This window comes from Clostridium sp. OM05-5BH, assembly GCF_003481505.1.
Lineage (GTDB): Bacteria > Bacillota > Clostridia > Lachnospirales > Lachnospiraceae > Otoolea > Otoolea fessa.
The window spans coordinates 295,512-318,330 of the sequence record NZ_QULJ01000003.1; the positions used below are offsets into that span (position 1 = coordinate 295,512).

Below are 22,819 nucleotides of genomic sequence, written 5' to 3' on the forward strand. Positions count from 1 at the left end.
CTTACATTCCTCCTGTCCTACTGTTTCTGTTCATTTTTTGCATCGTTCGGAGCACCTGCACCACCCGAAGGCTGATCGTTTCCGCCATCTGCCGGAGCGCCCGCTTTCTGTCCATTTTCAGAGCCTGCCGGGGCATCGGCTTTCTGGTTTCCAGCTTCATCCGCTGCTGCCGCATCTGTTTCTTCACCCTTTAAGTTAACAGTTGAACCCTCATAAAGCTGGGAACTCCATGTACTGATGACGAGATCATCTGCCGTCAGCCCCGACTTGATCTCCGCCAGCTCTGTATTATAAAGCCCCACTTCGACTTCCACTTTATGTACCGTTCCGTCCTGGTAAACATAGACATTTCCAACGCCGTTATCATAGTAGATCGCATCTACCGGCACAGTCATGACATTCTCTGCACGCTCAGAAGTTACTGTTACCTTGACAGTACTTCCCGTTGAAAGGCTGTTCGCCTCCGGCAGCTCTGCCTTTATCTTAAACAGACCGTTGCTCTCGTCCGCCATGCTGCTGACATCGGTAATCACACCATCATAAGTCGTTCCATCTTTTACAATCGTCATCGCGTCGCCCTGGTTTAAGTTGCTCATAACACGCTCGGATACGTAGAACGATACCCTTTTATCTCCCTCACCGGAGATAACGCAGAGCTGCGCCTGCTGGTTGACATGATCATATACATCAATATCCATCGTCTCAATCTTGCCGGAGATCGGTGCGGTCACAGAACTGTATTCCACCTGGCGATCGTAGTTTAATTTTGCCGATTCATAATTTAACTGTGCCGTCTTCGCCTGGTTCTGATACTGCTCCCATTCCTGATCAGAAATATCTCCTCCCTGATAAAGAAGCTGCATACGGCTTAAATTGCTCTGTGCCTCGGTCAGGTTAACAGAGGCGGAGTCCATCGCATTTTTCGCCGTCTCAACCTGTTCGGTATTGATCGTACAGAGAAGCTGACCCGCTGTCACCATATCACCGACGCTGACGTTGACACCCGTCACATCGCCAGATGCCTTCGCATAGACATAGACAACGTCCGATGCCTCGACAGTACCGGATGTGCTGGTTGTCCGCTCGATCGTTCCGCTCTTTGGATTCTCAGCCGCAACCGTCGCCACATTGTCCATCTGCGTGTCCTGCATACCGCCTGGACCGCCCGGACCGCCGCCGAAACCTCCTTTGCTGCCACCCTTGAAACGCATAAAAAGCGCCGCAAGTACGAACACCACCACCACCGCGATGATGGCTGTTTTCTTTTTATTCTGCTTTGCCGCTTCCATCAGAGAAGATAGTTTACTCATTTCGCATATTCCTTTCTGGTTTTTCCTGATTGTCCCTAGTATAACATCCCATTTTTAAACGAGTTTCAACTACATATAAACTGAATGTAAACGAACCGTGAAAAAAATGTGTTGCACCGTTCACAATCAGTTTAAACTTATGTGGTATACTATGAGTACTTATGATATTACATCTTTTTAATTGAATTATAGGGAGGTTTTACGGATATGTTTCACATTCTCGTGGTAGAAGATGATGCGAAACTGCGTTCCCTGTTCTGCACGGTACTCACCAACAATGGTTATCTGGCGCTTCCGGCAGAAAGCGGCGAAAAAGCATTATCTCTTTTAGATTCTGAATATGTAGATCTCATTATTTCGGATATTATGATGTCCGGAATGGACGGATATGAACTGATTGATCACCTGCGGACGAGTGGATTTACGATGCCGATCCTGATTATCACCGCCAAAGAGCGCTTCGAAGACAAGCAGCGCGGCTTTCAGGCAGGCACGGATGACTACATGGTGAAGCCGATCGATGTCAATGAGATGGTTCTGCGGGTTGGCGCCCTGCTCAAACGCGCCAAGATCGCGACGGAGCATCGGATTGTCTGCCAAAATACGATTCTCGACTACGATGCACTGACGGTCACGGTCAACGGGCAGGAGACACTTCTGCCGCAGAAAGAATTTTATCTTCTATATAAATTACTTTCTTATCCAAATAAGATTTTCACGAGGCAGCAACTCATGGACGAAATCTGGGGGCTTGACTCGACAACCGACGAACGGACGGTCGATGTGCATGTCAACCGGCTGCGCGAACGGTTTAAAAACTGCGATGATTTTATCATCATGACCGTGCGGGGTCTCGGCTATAAGGCGGTGAAAACAGAAGCATGATCAACAAGAACTTTACCAAATATTTCCAGATTCCGCTCTACTGGCTGACCCTCCTGGTCTTTTTCTTCCTGGTGTCCTCGTTGATGCCGATGCTGACCGGATATTTTGTCTCGCTGCTCACAAGCGGAACAGATAAACACGAAGTTTTTCGGATTTTCGGTCCAAATTTTCCGAGTCTGATGTCATTTTTGAGCAGCCTTGCATTCAGTATCGCGCTGTCGCTGTTCCTCTGGTCGAAAATTCTCTGCCCCATCGGTTCCATAAGCCTTGCCGCTAAGCAGGTAGCAGACGGAGACTTTTCTGTTCATGTGCCAAATTCGAAGTCTTTGCAGGCGATCTGTGAACTAACCGACAATTTTAACCGTATGGTGCAGGAGTTAAACAGCATCGAATCGCTGCGAAATGATTTCGTGACCACGGTTTCCCATGAGTTCAAGACACCGCTCGCCGCCATCGAGGGCTATGCGACATTGCTGCAGGATCCATCGCTCTCAGAGGCGGACCGGAATGAATACACGCGCATCATCATCGACAGCACGCGCCAGCTCACCACGATGACCGGCAACATTCTTCTGCTTTCCCGCCTGGAAAAGCAGGAGATCGTGACCGGTCGCACGACGTTCAGCCTCGACGAACAAATCCGGCAGACGATTCTTCTGTTGGAACCGCTCTGGGAGAAAAAGCATCTGAATCTCGACATTGATTTGACAGCGTGCAAATTTTACGGCAACTGTGAGATGCTGCAGCAGGTCTGGATCAATCTCCTGCAAAATGCCATCAAATTCACCCCGGCTGGCGGTATGCTTTCTGCCAAACTCGTTATCACAGGCGATAAGGTGCGTGTCTCCATCCGCGATACAGGTGTCGGCATGGATGATGCCACGATAAAACGGATCTTTGAAAAATTTTACAGCAAGAACTCCGATCCCAATGAAAAGGGCAACGGGCTGGGGCTTTCCATCACGAAACGGATCATCGACCTGATGCACGGAACCATCGAGGTATCCAGCCAGGTGGACGAGGGTAGCTGCTTTACAGTGATTCTGCCACTTGAAAAAGCATAGAATCTCATCGGCAAAACATATTGTACCCGACAATCATCAGAGAAATGGCGATGCTGACCCATAGAAAATTCTTTGGGAAAATGAGCACCAGGGTCATGCCAAATCCCATTGAAAAAAGGACTAAACCAAATAAACGCTTCATAGAATGATACCTCTCTGAAATGTCTGTTTTCAAAAGAAGTTAAATAGCAGGCGATCATTGCCAGAGACATCTGACATTCGATCGTGTGCTATGATCATTCTATGAAGCGTTTTGATTTTAATTTCTTTATTTCTTCTCTTCCATCTCGCCCGCCATTTTCTCAGCTGTCTGCATCGTCTCCGCATCGATCGGTCCGGTGCTTCCGCCGACAAATTTATTGACGAGATCCGGTGCCATGTCGAGAACCTTGGTCAATGCATCCTGATGCTTGATATTGACCACCTTCGTCATGCCATTCTGAATGACCAGCACCGCGCTCGGCGTCATCTTGGCGCTCATGCCGCCCGCATTCTTCTCTTTCGCCGACTGACCAAACGCGCCCGCCGCCATGCCGCAGGTTACATCCACGAGTGGAAGTATAATCGCATCGCCAACTGTCACTGGCTCTCCCACGACTGTCTTTGTTGTGACGAACTCATCCATACCCTGAAATAATGCACCGATTGTCGATGCAAACTGATTGTCTGCCATATTATCTTCCTCCTCGGTTTCTATATTTATAAACCTGTGTCCGTACATTCTTATCCATCCAGATCCGAAGCGCCATCAATGCCAGCACGCCAATCTGGACTCTGCCCCGGAACGAAAGCTCCCCGTCCAGCGCATTTGCATCCATGACCGGAGTCAAATCAACCTTCTTTCCGTAAACTGGATACAAAAAAGCCGCCACACTCAAAATTTGTCCCATCAAATAAGGATCCTCCACGCCAAACGTAACCTGCCCGGACAGCTTTCTGGGAAATATATGCCGCAGAATTCGCATGAGCTGGCGTTTGATCAGGCGAAATGACTTCTGATTTTCTTCATTTTCTATAAATGCAAGGACGGATTGGCGTTTGTGCTCCAGGTTGTTGATTCGGGTAAGCAGCTTTGAGAGGGATTGCCGCAGGGCGCTCCATTTTTGTTTGAACCAGCTAATGATTCTATGAAGGAACGATTCACGCTTTTCCTGGCTGGGATTTGATTTTAATTCATTCTTTGCCCGATGCGTTTCTCCTTCTGCCTCGGACACTCCCGCCTCCTTCACATCTGGAAATGCATCTGCATTCTTCACAGCTGGAGACATTTCCGCCTCCCTCTGCGCACTCCGTCTCTTCACCGCCTCCTCCAGCAGCCTGGCAGTTTCCTCCGCTTTCTCGAGCGCGGCGTCTGTCTTCTCCGATGCTGCTTCCGCCCGCAAAATCAGTTCACCGGTGTCTAAATCATCATCCTCTGTTTTCTCCTGCGCATTTACAAATTCCAGCTCATCCGAATCCGCTGCCTGCGTGCCTTCCCGCACACGCCCAGATTCCGTATCTTTCTCTTCACTCTCACTCCCGAAAATCCGGAATCCAAACAACTTAACCGCATATCGAAGCCCATTTTTATAAGCAATCCGCAGCGACACCGCATGAAGCAGCCAATGGATATGCAGATGCACGCCAAAATCCTTGATACTGTGGTAGCTTCCGTTCCCCCGGTATCGAATCGGGACAAATAAAACCGCCAGCAGGCACAGAAACAACAGTCCCAGAATGACAAGAAGCAGGATTCCGAGTATTTTCAAGATTATGAACAAAATATGCAGCAATCCATCCCCTCCCACTTCTTATTCTTTCATTGACAAATTCATGTATCAGCTCTGTATCATATGATGTTGGGGTCAAAAGACATTTTCAGTCCAAAAAAACTTCATCAAAGGCTGCAAAATACTTACCTCTTTTTCCTCAGCCTGTCTTCCTTCTCTCTCAGATACGTCTTCACATCCAATCCACCCGTCTCGCGGTACGTCTCATCCACAATCCGCCCCACCGTCTCCACGGCATCCTGGTAGCTCGCGCCGACCCCTACGATCAGCAGATCCGCCTGCTCCCGGTAATAATTCTGCCGGAGCACATAGGCAGGCAGGATATCAAGCAGGTTGTGTCCGCCTGAGGCAGGCGTGATCACGTGAACGCCCGGCTGTACCTTTCCGAGGCGGAGTTTCTGTAGAATCGAAAAACGATGCTTTTTAGCAGTTTCTCCCAGATACAGATATTTATACCAAATCATCGTCCCCGCCTCCTAAAAAAGGAGAGCCTGATCCATGGCGCTCTAAAAACAGCACGTTTCCGGCTATTTCTCCCCGCCTGTCAGCTCTCCCTCCTTTACATGATCAATCTTTTTTATAATTCTTAATAATCGACCGTCTCAGCAGATCCAGCGCCTGAATCACCGTCTGCTCACGCACCTTCTCGCGGTTTCCGCGGAAATGGTATTCCTCTACTTTGACTTTATCCTTCATATAACATGCGATATAGACGAGTCCCACCGGTTTCTCCTCGGTTCCGCCGTCCGGTCCGGCGATGCCGGTCACAGCGATACAGGCATCCGCATCCGTCGTAAATACACCGCCTGCAGCCATCTCACGCGCCGTCTGTTCGCTGACCGCGCCGTATTTTTTCAGGGTCGCCTTACTGACGCCCAGGATCTTTTTCTTTGCCTTGTTGGAATACGTCACGTATCCCTCGTTAAAGACCTCTGAAGCCCCCGGCACGTTGACGATGCGTCCGGCGATCAGACCGCCTGTGCAAGACTCTGCGGTTGTCACAGTCAGGTCGTATTTCTTTAAGAGGCGGACAACGACATCCTCCAGATTCTCATGCTCATCCGTCGTGTAAACCGCATTACCGAACCGTTTCTTGATCTCTTTGATAACCGGTTTTAACAGCTGTTTTGCCGCGTCTTCGCTCTCGGCTCTCGCGGTCACGCGCAGATGTACTTCTTTCGTCTTTGCATAGGTCGCAATCGTCGGGTTCGTCTGCTGGTCGATGAGGTCGAGAAGCATCTCCTCCACCTTGCTCTCCCCGTATCCGCAGATTTTGAGCATCTGGGAATAGATCACACAGTCAGATCGTTTCTGAATATAAGCACAAACCTGATCTTCCACCATCGGATACAGTTCGTTCGGCGGTCCCGGAAGAAGAATCGCGGTCTTACCGTTTTTCTCCAGAGCAAGTCCCGGAGCAGTGCCGTTTGTGTTGGAAAATACCACCGCGCCTTCCGGCACCAGCGCCTGACGCCAGTTGCTATCCGGAATATCGGTGCGCTTGCGCTGCCGGTACCACTCCTCCAGATGTGCCCGCACCTCCGGATCCTCGACTAACGGCATTCCCATCAGCTCCGCGCAGACATCCTTCGTGATATCATCCTCCGTCGGTCCCAGACCGCCGCCGATGATAACGAGATCGGCTCTTGAGAGCGCCGTCCGGAAGACTTCTGTCATGCGCTCCCGGTTGTCCCCTACCGTCGTCTGGTAATAGACGTTAAGCCCCAGCTTTGCACACGTTTCCGATAAATACTGCGCATTGGTATTGACGATATTGCCAAGCAGCAGCTCTGTTCCTACCGAGATCAGTTCGACTATCATATCAGATACTCCCTTCTGTCAGTATTTTATGATTCTTGTAAATATAATCAACAAGTGACACAATCGTCAGCACCAGCGCGATCCAGACACAGATCGTCGTGACAAACGCAAGCGCCGGAATATCCAGAATCAACAACACCACCGATACCATCTGAAACGTCGTCTTAAATTTGCCCCAATAGCTGGCGGCGATGACAACTCCGTTGTCCGAGGCGATCAGACGGAATCCGCTGATGATAAACTCCCGGCTGATGATGATGATAACCATCCAGGCTGGAAGCGCGTTCAGCTCAATCAGGCAGATGAGCGCCGAGCACACTAGAAGCTTGTCCGCGAGCGGATCCATAAATTTTCCAAAGTTCGTAACCAGATTGTACTTTCTGGCAATCTTTCCATCCAGAAGATCGGTCAGGCTGGCTATGATAAACAGTGCCAGTGCAATCATACGGAAGGTATAGTTTTCACCATTCTGCCAGAGAAGGAAAAACACAAAAAACGGAATCATGATGACGCGAAGCGTCGTAAGCTTATTCGGTAAATTCATCAGCCAACTCTCCTATCAAATCATATTCGAGTGCTCCCGTTACGCGGACACGGCAGAAATCGCCGGACATCAGCGGAACATCCGCATTGACAAAAATCAAACCATCTACGTTCGGCGCGTCCTTATAGGTACGTCCCACGAAAGCATTCTCGTCTGCCACTTTTCCCTCGATCATAACCTCAAGCACACGGTCTTTCATATCCTCGGCTTTCTCAAAGGCAATCTCCTGCTGCAGCTCCATGATCTCGTCGCGGCGGTCTTCCTTGACCTCCTGCGGTACCTGATCCGGATATCCGGCTGCCGGTGTGTCCTCTTCTGCAGAGTATGCAAACACGCCCAAGCGGTCAAATTCCATCTCATCGACGAACCGCATCAGTTCCTCATGATCCTCCTGTGTCTCACCCGGGAAACCGGAAATTAAGGTCGTGCGGAGTGCAATATCTGGGATCTCTTCCCGCAGATGCGCGATCCGCTCCCGAAGCTCCGCCTGATTCGTGCGGCGTCCCATCCGCTTGAGAACGGCATCGCTCGCGTGCTGGATCGGAATATCCAGGTAATGACAGACTTTTTCTTCCGTCTTGATCGCCTGAATCAACTCCTCGGTGATCTCCTCCGGATAACAGTACTGGATACGGATCCATTCGATTCCATCGATCTGTGCCAGTTCATGTAAAAGTTTCGGCAGGGTCTTCTCTCCATACAAATCCACGCCGTAAAGCGTCGTCTCCTGTGCGACAAGAATCAGTTCCTTCACACCCTGATCCGCAAGCTCCTTTGCCTCTGCGAGAAGCTGCTCCATCGGCACACTGCGGTACGGTCCACGCAGGGACGGGATAATACAATAGGTACACCGTTTGTTACAGCCCTCGGAAATCTTTAAAAAAGCATAATGTCCGCCGGTCGTCACCAGACGTTTGCTCCGCATCTTCGTCTCCGGAAGTTCGGACAAATCGTGGAAATCAGATACCCTCTCACCCTTCAGCGCCTTCGCCAGCACCTTGCTGACCTCATCATAGCTGGTCGTACCGAGAATACCGTCCACCTCCGGCACCTCCTGCAGGATCTCTTCCTTGTAACGCTGTGCCATACAGCCGCTGACTAAGAGCGCCTTGCAGGTTCCGCTCTTTTTGTACTCTGCCATCTCTAAGATGGTGTTGACACTCTCCTCCTTGGCATCGTTGATAAAGCAGCAGGTATTGACCAGAATGACATCTGCCTCCTGCTCGTCATCGGTAAACGTGTACCCGTCCTGGCTCAGCGAACCCAGCATACGCTCTGCATCAACCAGGTTTTTATCGCAGCCAAGGGATATACAAAGTAATTTCATTCAACTCTCTCCTAATACCATATTTAAAAAATTTCTGTAACCATAATCGATTTGAACCGTCACAAAAATTCTATATCGTAACTGTTCAGTACCTTCACAGTCACGCGCAAAAATCCATTAAAAATTGCCTACGGCAATGGGATTTTTGCCTGCTGGCCCATGTTTTCGTACGGTCAGCGCAGTAGATGCGCAGACCTACTGAACAGTTACTCTATATCTAAGAAAAGACCATCTCCATGTACATAATGAACACGGGACGGTCTTCTGTCACCTTTTAGACCTCTTCCTCCGGGGAATCGTTCTCTGCTACAATTTTAACCTTAGAATGGTACAGCTCGTCGATCGCGATCGAAAGCGGTTTTCTTCCATTCTCAATGACCAGTGCCTCATCACCGGCGATCAGCTGTCTTGCACGCTTTGCAGTCGCAATTACGATGGAGTAACGGCTCTGAATCAGCGGTTCTTTCCCCGGCTCAGCCTCTTTGTTTACAACATTAATTAAGTCAAGATATGACGGACGCAGCATCATAATACATCTTTCTCCTTTCAGAATTGCTTCATCTCTTCTTTTATTTTTTCAATCAAAGTCTTGTGATTTTCTGTTCTGGCATGCATCGCCTGAATCAGTGCGTGCATTTCTTCTACACAGCGGTCTACCTCATCATTCACCAGAATGAAATCGTAGTCATCCATCTGCTTGGACTCCTCCGCTGCTCTCGAAAGCCGTGCGGCAATCTTCTCAGGTGTCTCGGTTCCACGACCTGCCAGCCGGTTTCTAAGCTCCCCGGCACTCGGCGGCGTGACAAAAATGAGAACTGCCTCCGGGAATTTCTTCTTGATTTTCAGGGCACCCTGAATCTCAATCTCCAAAAGGACATCCTTGCCCGCTTTCAGGTTGGAAAACACATACTCCTTCGGTGTGCCGTAATAGTTTCCGACATACTGGGCGTATTCGACCAGCTCATCGTGTTCGATCATCTGTTCGAACTCTTCCCGGGTCTTAAAGAAATACTCTCTTCCATCAACCTCGCCCTCGCGCGGTGCGCGGGTGGTCGCGGAGATGGAAAGGGCATAATTGTCATACCGCTCCAGCAATGCACGCATCAATGTTCCCTTGCCTGCCCCTGAAAATCCGGATATAACTGCCAGTACTCCCTGATTATCCATATATTTCGCCTGCTTTCTAAATTCTATCTATTATTACAATATTTCATATTCTCCGTATTTTCACCGCCAACGGCAGCTTTCCGTGAATACCTCTTCCAGCATGATCGGCTATTCAATATTCTGAATCTGCTCTCTGACTTTCTCGATCTCTGTCTTGAGTGCAATCGCACAATCGGAAACCTCCAGATCGTTTGCCTTGGAAAGGATCGTATTCGCCTCGCGGTTCATCTCCTGTGCAATGAAATCCAGCTTACGTCCGACACTTCCGCCCTCCGTCAGCTCCTTGCGGGTCGCCTCGATATGGCTTCTCAGGCGGACCGTCTCCTCATCGGTGCAGATCTTGTCTGCAAAAATCACAACCTCTGCCGCAATCCGGCCTTCATCGACGCTGCTTCCTTCCAGAAGCTCTTTCACCTTATCTTCCAGTTTCGCCCGGTATTCTTCCACGATCTTCGGGGAACGTTCTTCAATCTGATCGACCAGCGTTACCATATAGTCCAGCTTGCCAAGCAGATCCTGCTTCAGATTCTCACCCTCGCGTGTGCGTGTCTCGACAAATTTCTCTGCCGCCTCGCCGATCGCCTTTTCGAGAATCTGCCACATATGCTCCTCGTCCTCCGGCACCTGTTCCATCGTAAAGACCTCCGGACACCGTGCAAGACGCATCACCGTCGCGTCATTCGGAATCCCAAGCTCGTCCGCCATCTGACGGAAATAATCCATATACTCGCCGGCCAGGGAACGATTGTACTTTAAGGACATCTTCTCATCCGTATAATCTTCATAGGAAATAAAGACATCTACCTTTCCCCGCTGAATGTATTTCTTGAGCTGCGCGCGAATCGCCGCCTCAAAGTAATTAAATTTCTTCGGCATCTTAATGCTGAGATCCAAGTAACGGTGGTTTACCGCCTTCATCTCCACAGAAATCTTATATTCATCCGTTGCCATCTCGCATCGGCCAAATCCAGTCATACTTTTAAGCATAGTGACGCCTCTCTCTTTCATCCATAGATAATGGTATTATAATGCAAATCGCCGCAAGCGTCAACCGAATTTAAAAGTGATTGTTTTTCGTGTCTTCTTTCATTATAATAGTAGATACTACACAAATAAAGGAGCACCAAAACCATGGCATTTGACGGAATTGTAATCGCAAACCTGGTTAAGGAGTTTAGTGACGCGCTTACCGGCGGCAAGATCGCAAAGATCACGCAGACCGAGCGCGATGAACTTCTTTTTACCATAAAGAACTTCCGGGAGACGAAACGGCTTCTTCTCTCGGTCAACGCAAGTCTTCCTCTGGCATATCTGACGGATACCAACAAGCAGGGACCGATGACTGCCCCGAATTTCTGCATGCTGCTTCGCAAGCACATCGGAAGCGGACGCATCGTGTCGGTCAGCCAGCCGGGTCTGGAACGCTGTATTCATTTTGAGATCGAACATCTGGACGAGATGGGTGACCTCTGCCGCAAGCTGCTTATCGTCGAACTGATGGGAAAATACAGCAATATCATTTTCTGCAGCCCTGACGGCACGATCCTCGACAGTATCAAACATATCTCCATGCAGGTCAGCTCCGTGCGCGAGGTTCTGCCGGGACGGCAATATTTCCTCCCGCAGACGGTCGCAAAGCAGGATCCGCTGACTGCATCTGCCGATGATTTCGCCGCCATTCTGGCACAGTCACCGGCACCGGCAGGAAAAGCCATTTACACGAATTTCACCGGTATCAGCCCGGTCATGGCAGAAGAATTCTGCTATGAGGCATCGATTGATGCCGACCGCCCCGCATCGGAACTGAATGAGCTGGAGCGCACGCACCTCGGTCACACGCTGGAACTGGCAATGGAATCCATCAAAAATGGACAGTTCTCGCCCTGCATCGTATACCGTGAAGATGAGCCAATGGAATTTGCCGCTCTCCCATTGACCTCGTTCCCGCCGGAATATCAGGTCGAACACTTTGATTCGATCAGTAAAGTGCTGGAGACCTACTATGCGTCCAAGAACGTCATCACACGAATCCGCCAGAAATCCTCGGATCTGCGCCGGATCGTCCAGACTGCCCTGGAGCGCAATTATAAAAAATACGATTTGCAGCAGAAACAGTTAAAGGACACCGAAAAACGGGATAAATACAAGCTCTACGGCGAGCTGTTAAACACCTACGGTTATGAGCTGACCGGCGGCGAAAAAGAACTTGTCTGCACGAACTACTACACAGGAAAAGAGGTCAAGATCCCGCTTGACCCGCAGCTGACCGCCCGCGAAAATTCGCAGAAGTATTTTGACAAATATGGAAAACTCAAACGTACTTTCGAGGCTCAGAGCCAGCTCATTGAGGAGACGAAGCAGGAGATCGAGCACCTCGAATCCATCAGTACCTCCCTCGATATTGCCTTAAAGGAGGAAGATCTGACCCAGATCAAGCAGGAGCTGACGGAATATGGCTTCATCAAAAAGCACGGTCCGGCTGGAAAGAAAGTAAAAATCACAAGCCGCCCATTCCACTACCTTTCCTCCGACGGATTCCATATCTACGTCGGCAAAAACAACTACCAGAATGAGGAGCTGACCTTCAAGATCGCGACTGGAAATGACTGGTGGTTCCACGCAAAAGGAATTCCGGGTTCCCATGTCATTGTGAAATCCGAAGGAAAAGAGCTTCCGGACCGCACCTTCGAGGAAGCCGCCGGGCTGGCTGCCTACTATTCCAAGGGACGGGAAAATGAAAAAGTTGAGATCGATTATGTACAGAAAAAGCAGGTCAAAAAAGTAGCGGGCGCTGCTCCGGGATTTGTGATTTATCATACGAATTATTCGATGATGGCGACGCCGTCGAATCAGCTGGAAGAACTGCCATCATAATGCCGCCTGAAAAAAGACAATGTCTATATTTCTGCAATTCACAATGAGTCCAGTAAAAAACGCCACAGGCACACAACCCATGGCGTTTTTTTACTGGACTCAAATGAACTTAGCGAATCTCGCTCTTACCACCCATATACGGACGCAGAACCTCCGGAATGCGGACAGAACCGTCTGCCTGCAGGTTGTTCTCTAAGAATGCGATCAGCATACGCGGCGGAGCTACTACAGTGTTGTTCAAGGTGTGTGCAAAGTATTTGCCGTCTTCGCCGTTGACACGGATCTTCAGACGTCTTGCCTGTGCATCACCTAAGTTGGAGCAGCTTCCAACCTCGAAATATTTCTTCTGACGCGGGGACCATGCCTCTACATCAACGGATTTTACTTTCAGATCAGCCAGGTCTCCGGAGCAGCACTCCAGAGTACGAACCGGAATATCCATGGAACGGAACAGGTCCACGGTGTTCTTCCACAGTTTGTCATACCACATCTTGCTGTCTTCCGGTTTGCAGACTACGATCATTTCCTGTTTCTCAAACTGGTGGATGCGGTATACGCCTCTCTCCTCGATGCCGTGAGCGCCCTTCTCTTTACGGAAACACGGAGAATAGCTGGTCAGTGTCTTCGGAAGCTCTTCCTCCGGAACTACGGTATCAATGAATTTACCGATCATAGAGTGCTCGCTGGTACCGATCAGGTAAAGATCCTCGCCCTCGATCTTGTACATCATCGCATCCATCTCATCGAAACTCATAACGCCGGTTACAACATTGCTGCGGATCATGAACGGCGGGATACAGTAGGTAAATCCACGGTCAATCATGAAATCTCTTGCATATGCGATAACAGCAGAATGAAGTCTTGCGATATCGCCCATCAGGTAATAGAAACCATTTCCAGCTACCTTTCTGGCACTGTCCAGATCGATGCCGTTAAATTTCTCCATAATCTCGGTGTGGTACGGGATCTCGAAATCCGGTACAACCGGCTCGCCGAAGCGCTCGATCTCTACGTTCTCGCTGTCGTCTTTACCGATCGGAACACTCGGATCAATGATGTTCGGGATGGTCATCATAATCTTTAAGATGCGCTCGCCAAGATCCTTCTCCTGCTCTTCCAGCTCAGACAGGCGGGCAGACTGCTCTGCTACCTGTTTCTTCAGCTCTTCTGCTTCCTCTTTCTTTCCCTGACCCATCAGAGCGCCGATCTGTTTTGCAATCTTGTTCTTGTTCGCACGCAGATCATCTGCTTCCTTCTTCGCTGCACGGTTCTTGGCATCCAGCTCAATTACCTCATCTACCAGCGGAATTTTCTTGTCCTGGAACTTATTTTTAATATTCTGCTTTACAATGTCAGGATTTTCTCTGACGAATTTAAGATCTAACATATCTTCCTCCTACTGTTATGCAATTAACTGCACGAAAACTAGTTATAATTATACTACAACTTTGTACGAATGAAAAGCCCTGTTTCAAGAGTTCCTCTGTTCGTTACTGTTCACGCATACGTGAACAGTAGCGGAATTTGCCGTGGCTTAGCATTTAAATACGGCAAATTCCTGCTGCCACCACGTTTTCTTACGGCACTTTCGGTTCCAAAAGTGCCTACCCGTGAACTGTAACCTCTGTTCTTCTTGATACAAAACAGGATAGACTGCCCCATTATATTTAACTCAACTTCGTCAAATAGGACAGACACGCCTCCAGGCACAGTCCGTCCTGCTCCGGGGCACCAAGTTCTTCTGTCTTTTCCACACATTTTTTTGTAAAAGCTGCCGCCCGTCTGACGGCTTCCTCCATCGGCACACCTCGCACCATGCTGGCACCGATGACTGCTGCAAAGACATCCCCGGTTCCGTGGTAATTGCCCGCCACAAATTTAGTTGCATGAAAGACCGGCTCCTTGCCGCGCTCATGGATCACGTTGAGGATCTGTTTGCCCTTGACCACGCCCGTCAAAATGACTGACCGCGCGCCCAAAAGGTGAAGCTTCCAGGTCAGATCTGAGAGCTTGCGCTTACTCCATCCATTTTCCTGATACAGCGTGTCCGTCAAGGCACAGGCTTCAGTCAGGTTTGGCGTGACAACGTCCGCATACTGCATCAGTTCCCGCATCGCCTCAATCAGATCCTCGTCACAAACGCTGTAGAGATGTCCATGGTCGCCCATCGTCGGATCAACCAAAACCTGCGTATTTTCCCGTTTGAAATCCCGGATAAAATCTGCCACGATCGACGCCTGTCTGGCAGAACCTAAGAATCCGGTCATGATTCCGTCCATCTCAAATCCCATCTTCCGCCACGGCTCCAGGTATGCCTCCATCCGATCGGTATAATCATCCATATAGCATTCCGGATATCCCGCATGATTGGACAGCACCGCCGTCACCACCGGACAGCACTGTACCTTGAGGGCGCTGATAACCGGCATCGCCGCCGTCAGCGAACAGCGCCCGTAGCCTGACAGGTCATTTAAAACCGCTATTTTCTTCTGAATTCCTTCCATGTATAATTTTTCCTCATTTTCTTAATTTTAAGATACCAGGGTCAAAAGGTCAGAAGTTCGACGCAAGCTTGCTTGCAGGAGAATTTTTGACCTTGGGACCCGCCAAAAACATGAGTAAGTAGCCATTTTTCCAAGAAAAATGAGCGAATTACGAATGTTTTTGAAGATTGCGGGAGCATATAGTGCGGAGCAATCTGGTATCAGAGGGGTCAAAACGTCTTTTGACCCCAACATCAATTTTAAGCAACTTTATAATCTAACATATTCTCGCGGCAGATACGACTGCCTGCGGCATGATTCTGGTTTCTACAAGCGTGTATCTATGTATTTGTGTTTTATAAGCCGCACACTCCAATGACGCAACAAGGAGACTGCGCCCGGACAGATGTTTTTCCCATTCTGCCCAACCACAGTCTCCTGTATGTATTTCATTTTAATTCTTCTCGACTGAGATAAATTGCCTTATGCTCTCGCTTCTACAGACAATGCATCCAGAAAACCTGCCTTGCGGAGTGCCGGACGAACTGCCATATATATAACAACAGACGCAATCGTAGATGTCACCGCATTGATCGAAGTCGCTGCGATATTCCATGCAAGTGTGAGCTCTGCCGCCGGTTTACCAATGATCCAGAGTTTATAATAATATCCGATCAGCGGATCTGCAATGACGTTGAATAAAAGGCCTGCCACCGCTGCTGCAATCGTAAAACCAAGGATGTGGTTCTTATCGGTGCTCCGGTCAATCTTGCCCAGACGATGTGCTACGAATCCGGCGATCAGTCCGATGCAAAGTTTGCAGATAAATGTCTTCGGTGCATATACAATATAAACCGGATCGAGAAGGTCACCTATCGTCATGCCGATAGCACCTCCCAAACCGCCGTAAAAGCCGCCGACTAAGAGTGCCCCGATGACACAGACTGCATTTCCCAGATGAATGGAGGTTGCATCGCCGCCCGGAAGTGTGATCTTCACCTGTCCGTATGTAAATACGACATAGGAGAGAGCTGCCAGCAGACCGACCATCGCGATCTTGTAAGCCTGATTTGATTTGTTTGCCATGATGTTTCATCCTCCCTTGTTATTGGACTCATCATAGCACAATCTTGTCCCCTGAAAAACATACAGTTTTTATCATTTTAAGCAGGTCAGTTATAACTTGCCACTTTTTTATCCGGATTAATCATGTGCCTCCACGCACAAAAGGACGCCTCTCTCCAGCTCCAGAATGCCCTCTTCCCGTTTGAGTTCATTGCTGATGCAGAGACTCGTCCCCAGCCCGATCGTCCGCCGCTGGAGCGGGTATTTAAATCCCCGCAGCGTCAGTCCCTCGACAGTCTCGGTCATCGGCAGGAACGAAATGTATTTTCCATACACCTCTTCCCGGTGAAATACCTTATGCCCGCCCAGAAGATACAGGCGGTTGCGGGCATCATAAATATTCACTTCCATTCCCTGGCAGAAAAACTGATACATCAGCTGGATATTGCCGATGGCGTGATCCATACGGCCGCCCAGCGCCCCCAGGATATCAACTGCCTCACAGCCCTGGCGCGCCGCCGTCAAAAGCGCCAGCTCCGTATCCGTCTCATCCTTCTCCGGTTTATGGATCTCAAATTCGATGTCCGGCTGATTCTGATATTCTTCCAGAACCTTTTTATCCACCGTGTCCAGATCGCCGACCACCGCATTCGGAGAAATATGCAGCGGGCGCAGAACCTCCAGCCCCGCATCTGCCGCAATTACATAGTCATACGAGCGCTGTGAGAGAAAATCTTTCGCAAACGCAATATCAATCGTTCCGCCTGTCACAATCAAACAACGCTTCATCTTCATCATCCCTGTTCAAATTCCTGAAAAATATTTAAAAATGTTTTTACATTCCCAGCCGGGTTTCCCTTAAATACGGCGCTTCCCGCCACGATCACATCGGCTCCTGCCTCTAATACCGTCCGCACATTGTCCGGCGTGATTCCGCCGTCCACCTCAATGCGGGTGGAAAGTCCCCTCTCGCTGCACATTGCGCGCAGCTTCTTGATTTTTTCTACCGTATATGGAATAAATTTCTGACCGCCAAATCCCGGGTTGACCGTCATCAGAAGAACCATGTCCACCTCCGGCAAAATAACATCCAGTGTCTCGACCGGGGTCGCCGGATTTAACGCTACACCTGTTTGCAGCCCTGCCTCACGGATCTGCGCGATCGTGCGGTCCAGATGAAGACAGGCTTCCTGATGCACACAGATCAGATCCGCCCCCGCTTTTTTGATATCCTCTACATAACGTCCCGGTTCTTCCACCATCATGTGTACGTCAAACACACGATCCGTCACCGGGCGCAGGCTCTTAATTACCGGCATTCCAAAGGAGATACTCGGCACAAACGCGCCATCCATCACATCCAGATGGATGTACTGCGCGCCTGCCTTGTCCACCTCAGCGACCTGCTCTCCCAGCTTCGTAAAATCTGCCCCCAGAATCGAAGGTGATAATATAATCATGGTTCTTTCCTCCCAATTTCTTGTCAACGGCTGCTTCTGCCGTATTTCTTTTTCTCTTTTAATTCCTGATACATCAAACGGTAATTGTTATACCGGCTCTGCCCGATCTTATGCTCCTGCACCGCCGTCTTGACGCCGCATTCGCGCTCGCCAATGTGGACACAGCCTAAGAAACGGCATTCATCCTCATATGGCTCAAATTCCGGGAAAAAGTCCTTGAGCACCTCCGGCTCCAGATCCTCGATATAGAGAGAACTGAATCCCGGCGTATCCATCATATAGGTGCTCTCTTCCACGAAAAACAGTTCTGAATGGCGCGTCGTATGTTTGCCCCGGCGGATCTTCTCACTGATACCGCCAGTCTCCATCTGTGCCTCCGGCTGGATAAAGTTTGTGATCGACGATTTTCCGACACCCGAAGGTCCTGCTAAGACCGTTGTTTTCCCAATGATCAACCGATGAAACTCCTCCAGCCCTGATTTTTCGTAGGTGCTGATAAAATGCACCGGATAGCCCGCCGGTTCATAGATCGCACGCAGCTTCTCCTGCTCGGCTGCATCGACCAGATCGATCTTGTTGAAACAGATGCTGACCGGAACTTCCTGCCGTTCCATCATGACGAGGAAGCGGTCGAGAAGGTTTAAATTTGGCATCGGATCGGTGATGGCGAAAACCACCACCGCCTGATCAACATTTGAAACCGCCGGGCGGATCAGACGATTTTTACGAGGAAGGATCTCATCGAGATTGCCTGTCGCCTTCTCCTCATCGAGAACACTGATCTCCACGTCATCGCCTACCAGCGGCTTGATGCCGCGATTTCGGAAAATTCCCTTTGCACGGCATTCATATACCTTTCCAATACCGTCGTGTACATAATAGAAACCGCCGATCCCTTTAATTATCTTTCCCTGCATACCTGTACCTTACAACTACCTCTTATTAATTATCTGAAACTTCCACAAATTCAAGCTGATACGTTTTTAGAACCCGATCGTTCGTCAGATCGAGGATCTGCAGCTCGCCTGTCTGCACACCGTCCGCTCCCTCGATATTATAATGAATCGGAAGCGTGATATCGCCGCCGATCTCCCTCGGTTCCATGACCGTCTTAGTCACAGTATTGCCGGCAATCGTCTGCTTCATCACAATACTGACGCGGATATGCGTATCTCCGGAACTTGGTCCAAACAGTTCACTCATCTGGAATTCATCGTTGATCGCCGCCACATAGCGGGTTCCTTTTCCCAGACTGACTGTATAGCCAATGGCACTTCCCTCCGGTGTATCTGTTTTCTCCAGGACATCCTGACTGATGATCTTGCCCTTTGCCACTTCTGAACTCTTCGCTTCCTTGCGCTCGCCAAGCCCTAATCCGACCGCTTCCAGAACAACTTTTGCATTTTCCTCTGAAAGCCCTGTAATCCTCGGCATCGGTACCGTCGGTACGTCCGGACCTGTGCTGACATACAGCGTCACCGTGCCGCCTGGATCCACGCTGGACGGGCTGTACCGGATCACTATACCGGAGGCAACCGTATCGCTGCTCTCTTTCTGCACTACTACGGTCAGTTTATTTTCTTCTGCCAGAAGCGTCTCTGCATCCTCGCCGGACATCTCTTCCAGTCCAAGTTTCGTCAAATCTATTGCCTCATTGCCTTCTCCGATCGTGACGATAACTTCCGTCTGTTTCGAGACAACCGTGCCGCTGGCAATACTCTGATTGATGACCTTCCCCTTTTCAGAGGTTTCCGACTTTGCATATTCATAACGGATTTTCAACGACTGCTTTTCCAATGCTGTCTTCGCCTCATCCTCCGTCATGCCGTCCAGCGGCGGAACCTTGCACTCAGTTGATTCCAGACTCTCGCTCTCAGACGCCTCCAAAGAAGCTTCAACGGTCGTCTTCGGATGCTTCTGACTACCAGATCCCAGATTAAAGATGCCTGTCAACTTCGCAGCAATGACAATCACAACCACCACAATCAATACGGCTGCACCGATTCCAATCATCGTAAGCAGGCGCTCCATCTGCGGATTGACATCCTCGCTGTCTTCTTCTATACGGCGTCCCTTCCGTCTACGGTCTGGGCGCCTTGAGGTTTCTTCCTCATAGACATCCGTCTCTTCTTCCCGCCAACCTTCTATCTCGTTCTCCGACGGTTCCGGCTCTTTCCAGACTACCTCACCACGTTCATTTTCTGTCGGAACCGGTCCGGTCTTTTCACTCACTGCCGGATGTTCCATCGTCTGTTCCAGATTTCGATTTCTCTGTACCTCCATCTGGCGGTTCAGTTCCTCGGCCCCGCGCACGACTGTCGGGGAATTCTCATCAAATTCCGGTTCTTTTTTCAGGAAATCATCGTTTGGATCCACCAGCGCATGGCGCAGATCCGCGATCAGCTCATACGCATTCTGGTAACGGCGTTCCGGCTTTTTTTGGGTACATTTTAAAATAATGCGGTCCAGGCTTGCCGACACCTCCGGGTTGATGCGGCTCGGCGGCTGCACCGGTTCTTCCAGATGCGCCAGTGCCACTGAAACCGGGTTATCCCCGTCAAACGGAAGTTTTCCTGTTAGCATCTCATACATCGTGATTCCCAGTGAATACAGATCGCTTCGTCCGTCGCTATAATTTCCTTTTGCCTGCTCCGGCGAAATATAATGCACGGAACCGACCGCATTGACCCCGATCGTCTGGGACGATACAGCTCTAGCAATACCGAAATCCGCCACCTTCACCTTGCCGTCACGCGAGATAATCATATTCTGCGGTTTGATGTCCCGGTGCACAATATGCTGGTCATGTGCCGCTGCCAACCCCTGCGCTACCTGGATGGCAATTCCAATCGTTTCTTTAACGCCCAGATGACCTTTCTTGAGAATGTAGCTTTTCAGCGTGATTCCCTCGATGAGTTCCATGACGATATAATGAAGACTGCCCTCATCCACAACGTCATAAACACTCACAATATTTGGATGGGAAAGCCCCGCCGCCGCCTGCGCCTCCATCTTGAATTTGCTGACGAAATTCGCATCCTGGCTGTACTCATCCTTTAAAACCTTGATCGCCACCAGACGGTTCAGAGTGTGGCATTTTGCCTGATACACCTCTGACATGCCGCCCGTACCAATCAGTGAGAGGATCTCATAGCGATCCTGCAGATAGGTTCCCGGTTTCAGCATCATGATTCTCTCACCTCCTTGATCTGCGGGTCAATCAATATGACCGCGATATTATCTTTCCCGCCGTTCTGGTTTGCGAGCGCCGTGAGCGCCCGTGCCTTGGTGTCCAGGGTTCCCGGCAGAAGCACCATCCGGTAAATTGCTGAATTATCCACCATATTGGTTAACCCGTCCGAACACAGCAGTATGTAATCGCCCGGGTTCAGTGAAACCTCAAAGAAATCCGGCTCCACATGTCCGCCGATCCCGACTGCGCGGGTAATGATATTTTTCTTCGTCTCATATTCCCGGCTGCCGCGGCTCATCTGTCCCAGCGAGACCATCGCCTCCACGTAGGAATGATCCCGGGTAATCTGATGAATGCCGGAGCGCTCAATCCGGTAGAGACGGCTGTCCCCCACGTTTGCCACGTAGAGTGTATTACCCTGAATTGAAGCCGCTACCAGCGTTGTTCCCATGCCGGCAAGCTCCTCGCGCTCACAGGAAAGGGTATAAAGTTCCTGATTGACTGCCTCGATCCCCTTTCGAAGCGCCGCGACCGGCTCATTCTCACCACTCTCTTTGATATATTCCGGCATATGCTCGATCAGATAGCGCGAAGCGAAATCTCCCGCCTGATGACCGCCCATTCCGTCCGCCACGACAAACAGGTTGGAAAGTTCTCCCACCGGCTCCGTGCTGGCAAACTGAGCATCCTGATTGACCTTACGCGTTTTTCCGATATCCGTCAGTGCGTATGCTTTCATTTGACTGCCGCACCTTCTTTCTCCTGCTCTTTATCCATATAGCTCTTCCGGAGCTGTCCGCAGGCACCGTCTATGTCGCGCCCCATCTCGCGCCGGATTGTCACATTGATTCCCTTAGATTCCAGACATCCCTTAAATGCTTCGATCGCTTTCCGTCCCGACTGTACATAAGAGCGCTCCTTGATCGGATTGACCGGAATCAGATTCACATGCCCGTGCTGATCCTGAATCAGCGCCGCCAGCTCGCGCGCCTCGTCCAGATTGTCGTTGACTCCCTGCACCAGGCTGTACTCAAACGTCATGCGGCGTCCCGTTTTTTCAAAATAGTAATGACAGGCCGCCAATACATCCTTTAACGCATATGTACGCGCGATCGGCATCAGGCTCTTCCGCACCTCGTCATTCGGCGCATGCAGAGAAAGTGCCAGCGTGATGGTCAGTCCCTGATCTGCCAGCTCCCGGATCTTCGGAACCAGCCCACAGGTGGAAACCGTCACATTTCGCTGACTGATATGCAGTCCGCCTTCCTCCGTCAAAAGATGGATAAAGCGGATCAGGTTATCGTAATTGTCCAGCGGTTCACCCGATCCCATCACAACCACGTTGGAAACGCGTTCGCCTGTATCGCGCTGAATCTGATAAATCTGGTCCAGCATCTCCGACGGGCGCAGGTTCCGTTCCAGGCCGTCCAGGGTCGAAGCACAGAAACGGCAGCCCATCCGACACCCCACCTGCGAGGAAATACAAACGGAATTTCCATGCTTATAACGCATCAGGACACTCTCGATGACATTGCCGTCCGCGAGGCGGAACAGGTACTTGCGGGTTCCATCGATCTGCGAAATCTGCACCCGTACCTTTTCCAGCGATACATACTCGCACGCGTCCTGCAGCTTCTGCCGGAGTACCTTGGAAAGGTTTGTCATATCGTCAAAGGAAGATGCCAGTTTTTCATGCATCCACTGATAGATCTGGGCGGTCCGGAATGGTTTTTCGCCCAGACTCACCAAAAAGGCACGCAGTTCCTCCTGCGTCATTGATTTTATATCCTGCTTTTCCATATCGGACTGCCTCCCTCTCTCCTATATGCACTCTCGGAGTCTTTCCTGTATTCATAC

Annotated in this window: 22 protein-coding genes; 3 read left to right on the plus strand and 19 right to left on the minus strand. The window is 50.1% G+C overall.

Going from position 1 to position 22,819, the window contains the following annotated elements; translation table 11 throughout:
- Positions 1-17: 17 nt before the first annotated feature.
- Positions 18-1,310, minus strand: a complete 1,293-nt coding sequence (locus DXB70_RS06095) for an efflux RND transporter periplasmic adaptor subunit (protein WP_243099912.1) — start codon at positions 1,308-1,310, stop codon at positions 18-20.
- Between the two features lie 207 nt (positions 1,311-1,517).
- On the opposite strand from DXB70_RS06095, the gene DXB70_RS06100 reads away from it, so the two are divergent.
- Positions 1,518-2,195, plus strand: coding sequence for a response regulator transcription factor (locus DXB70_RS06100; RefSeq protein WP_022360261.1), 678 nt, complete (start codon positions 1,518-1,520; stop codon positions 2,193-2,195).
- Entirely contained in the window at positions 2,192-3,259 is a 1,068-nt protein-coding gene (locus tag DXB70_RS06105) for a HAMP domain-containing sensor histidine kinase (protein WP_118672881.1), read from the plus strand. The genes DXB70_RS06100 and DXB70_RS06105 overlap by 4 nt, the downstream gene beginning before the upstream one ends.
- 268 nt (positions 3,260-3,527) lie before the next feature.
- On the opposite strand, the gene DXB70_RS06110 is transcribed toward DXB70_RS06105, so the two are convergent.
- From DXB70_RS06110 to DXB70_RS06150, 9 genes are all read right to left on the minus strand, one after another.
- Positions 3,528-3,932, minus strand: coding sequence for a GerW family sporulation protein (locus tag DXB70_RS06110; RefSeq protein WP_022360264.1), 405 nt, complete (start codon positions 3,930-3,932; stop codon positions 3,528-3,530).
- Position 3,933: 1 nt separating this feature from the next.
- Positions 3,934-5,031: a hypothetical protein gene (locus tag DXB70_RS06115; protein WP_118672882.1), complete on the minus strand. Its 1,098-nt coding sequence runs from the start codon at positions 5,029-5,031 to the stop codon at positions 3,934-3,936.
- Positions 5,032-5,153: 122 nt separating this feature from the next.
- On the minus strand, positions 5,154-5,492 hold the full coding sequence (locus DXB70_RS06120; protein ID WP_118468637.1) for a hypothetical protein: 339 nt from the start codon (positions 5,490-5,492) through the stop codon (positions 5,154-5,156).
- Between the two features lie 103 nt (positions 5,493-5,595).
- On the minus strand, positions 5,596-6,849 hold the full coding sequence (locus DXB70_RS06125) for a competence/damage-inducible protein A (RefSeq protein WP_118672883.1): 1,254 nt from the start codon (positions 6,847-6,849) through the stop codon (positions 5,596-5,598).
- Between the two features lies 1 nt (position 6,850).
- Positions 6,851-7,393 carry a CDP-diacylglycerol--glycerol-3-phosphate 3-phosphatidyltransferase gene (pgsA, locus tag DXB70_RS06130; protein ID WP_117795511.1) on the minus strand — a complete coding sequence of 181 codons (543 nt, stop codon included), beginning with the start codon at positions 7,391-7,393 and terminating at the stop codon, positions 6,851-6,853.
- On the minus strand, positions 7,377-8,720 hold the full coding sequence (rimO, locus tag DXB70_RS06135) for a 30S ribosomal protein S12 methylthiotransferase RimO (RefSeq protein WP_117795512.1): 1,344 nt from the start codon (positions 8,718-8,720) through the stop codon (positions 7,377-7,379). The genes pgsA and rimO overlap by 17 nt, the downstream gene beginning before the upstream one ends.
- 274 nt (positions 8,721-8,994) lie before the next feature.
- Positions 8,995-9,249, minus strand: coding sequence for a DNA-directed RNA polymerase subunit omega (rpoZ, locus tag DXB70_RS06140; RefSeq protein WP_022360270.1), 255 nt, complete (start codon positions 9,247-9,249; stop codon positions 8,995-8,997).
- A gap of 17 nt (positions 9,250-9,266) precedes the next feature.
- Entirely contained in the window at positions 9,267-9,887 is a 621-nt protein-coding gene (gmk, locus tag DXB70_RS06145; RefSeq protein WP_022360271.1) for a guanylate kinase, read from the minus strand.
- A gap of 108 nt (positions 9,888-9,995) precedes the next feature.
- Positions 9,996-10,874 (minus strand): YicC/YloC family endoribonuclease, encoded by an 879-nt coding sequence (locus DXB70_RS06150; protein WP_117795514.1) that lies wholly within the window; start codon positions 10,872-10,874, stop codon positions 9,996-9,998.
- 144 nt (positions 10,875-11,018) lie between these two features.
- On the opposite strand from DXB70_RS06150, the gene DXB70_RS06155 reads away from it, so the two are divergent.
- Positions 11,019-12,761: an NFACT RNA binding domain-containing protein gene (locus tag DXB70_RS06155; protein WP_118672884.1), complete on the plus strand. Its 1,743-nt coding sequence runs from the start codon at positions 11,019-11,021 to the stop codon at positions 12,759-12,761.
- Between the two features lie 109 nt (positions 12,762-12,870).
- Here DXB70_RS06155 and serS read toward each other — a convergent pair whose 3' ends face one another.
- From serS to rlmN, 9 genes are all read right to left on the minus strand, one after another.
- The gene (gene serS, locus DXB70_RS06160; protein WP_118672885.1) at positions 12,871-14,148 is read right to left on the minus strand and encodes a serine--tRNA ligase; all 1,278 of its coding nucleotides are present in this window, start codon (positions 14,146-14,148) and stop codon (positions 12,871-12,873) included.
- 280 nt (positions 14,149-14,428) lie between these two features.
- Positions 14,429-15,265, minus strand: a complete 837-nt coding sequence (locus tag DXB70_RS06165) for a pyridoxamine kinase (protein ID WP_118472671.1) — start codon at positions 15,263-15,265, stop codon at positions 14,429-14,431.
- A gap of 462 nt (positions 15,266-15,727) precedes the next feature.
- Entirely contained in the window at positions 15,728-16,330 is a 603-nt protein-coding gene (locus DXB70_RS06170; protein WP_022360276.1) for an ECF transporter S component, read from the minus strand.
- Between the two features lie 117 nt (positions 16,331-16,447).
- Positions 16,448-17,098: a thiamine diphosphokinase gene (locus DXB70_RS06175; protein ID WP_107000407.1), complete on the minus strand. Its 651-nt coding sequence runs from the start codon at positions 17,096-17,098 to the stop codon at positions 16,448-16,450.
- A gap of 5 nt (positions 17,099-17,103) precedes the next feature.
- Positions 17,104-17,769, minus strand: a complete 666-nt coding sequence (gene rpe / locus DXB70_RS06180; RefSeq protein WP_022360278.1) for a ribulose-phosphate 3-epimerase — start codon at positions 17,767-17,769, stop codon at positions 17,104-17,106.
- A gap of 23 nt (positions 17,770-17,792) precedes the next feature.
- Positions 17,793-18,686, minus strand: coding sequence for a ribosome small subunit-dependent GTPase A (gene rsgA, locus DXB70_RS06185; RefSeq protein WP_118672886.1), 894 nt, complete (start codon positions 18,684-18,686; stop codon positions 17,793-17,795).
- A 25-nt stretch (positions 18,687-18,711) separates the two neighbouring features.
- Entirely contained in the window at positions 18,712-20,958 is a 2,247-nt protein-coding gene (pknB, locus tag DXB70_RS06190; RefSeq protein ID WP_118672887.1) for a Stk1 family PASTA domain-containing Ser/Thr kinase, read from the minus strand.
- Complete coding sequence (locus tag DXB70_RS06195; RefSeq protein ID WP_106999962.1) at positions 20,955-21,701, minus strand: Stp1/IreP family PP2C-type Ser/Thr phosphatase; 747 nt, start codon at positions 21,699-21,701, stop codon at positions 20,955-20,957. Before DXB70_RS06195 ends, pknB begins: the two co-directional genes overlap by 4 nt.
- A complete protein-coding gene (rlmN, locus tag DXB70_RS06200) occupies positions 21,698-22,762 on the minus strand; it encodes a 23S rRNA (adenine(2503)-C(2))-methyltransferase RlmN (RefSeq protein ID WP_022358690.1) in 1,065 nt (354 codons plus the stop codon). The genes DXB70_RS06195 and rlmN overlap by 4 nt, the downstream gene beginning before the upstream one ends.
- Between the last annotated feature and the right edge of the window lie 57 nt (positions 22,763-22,819).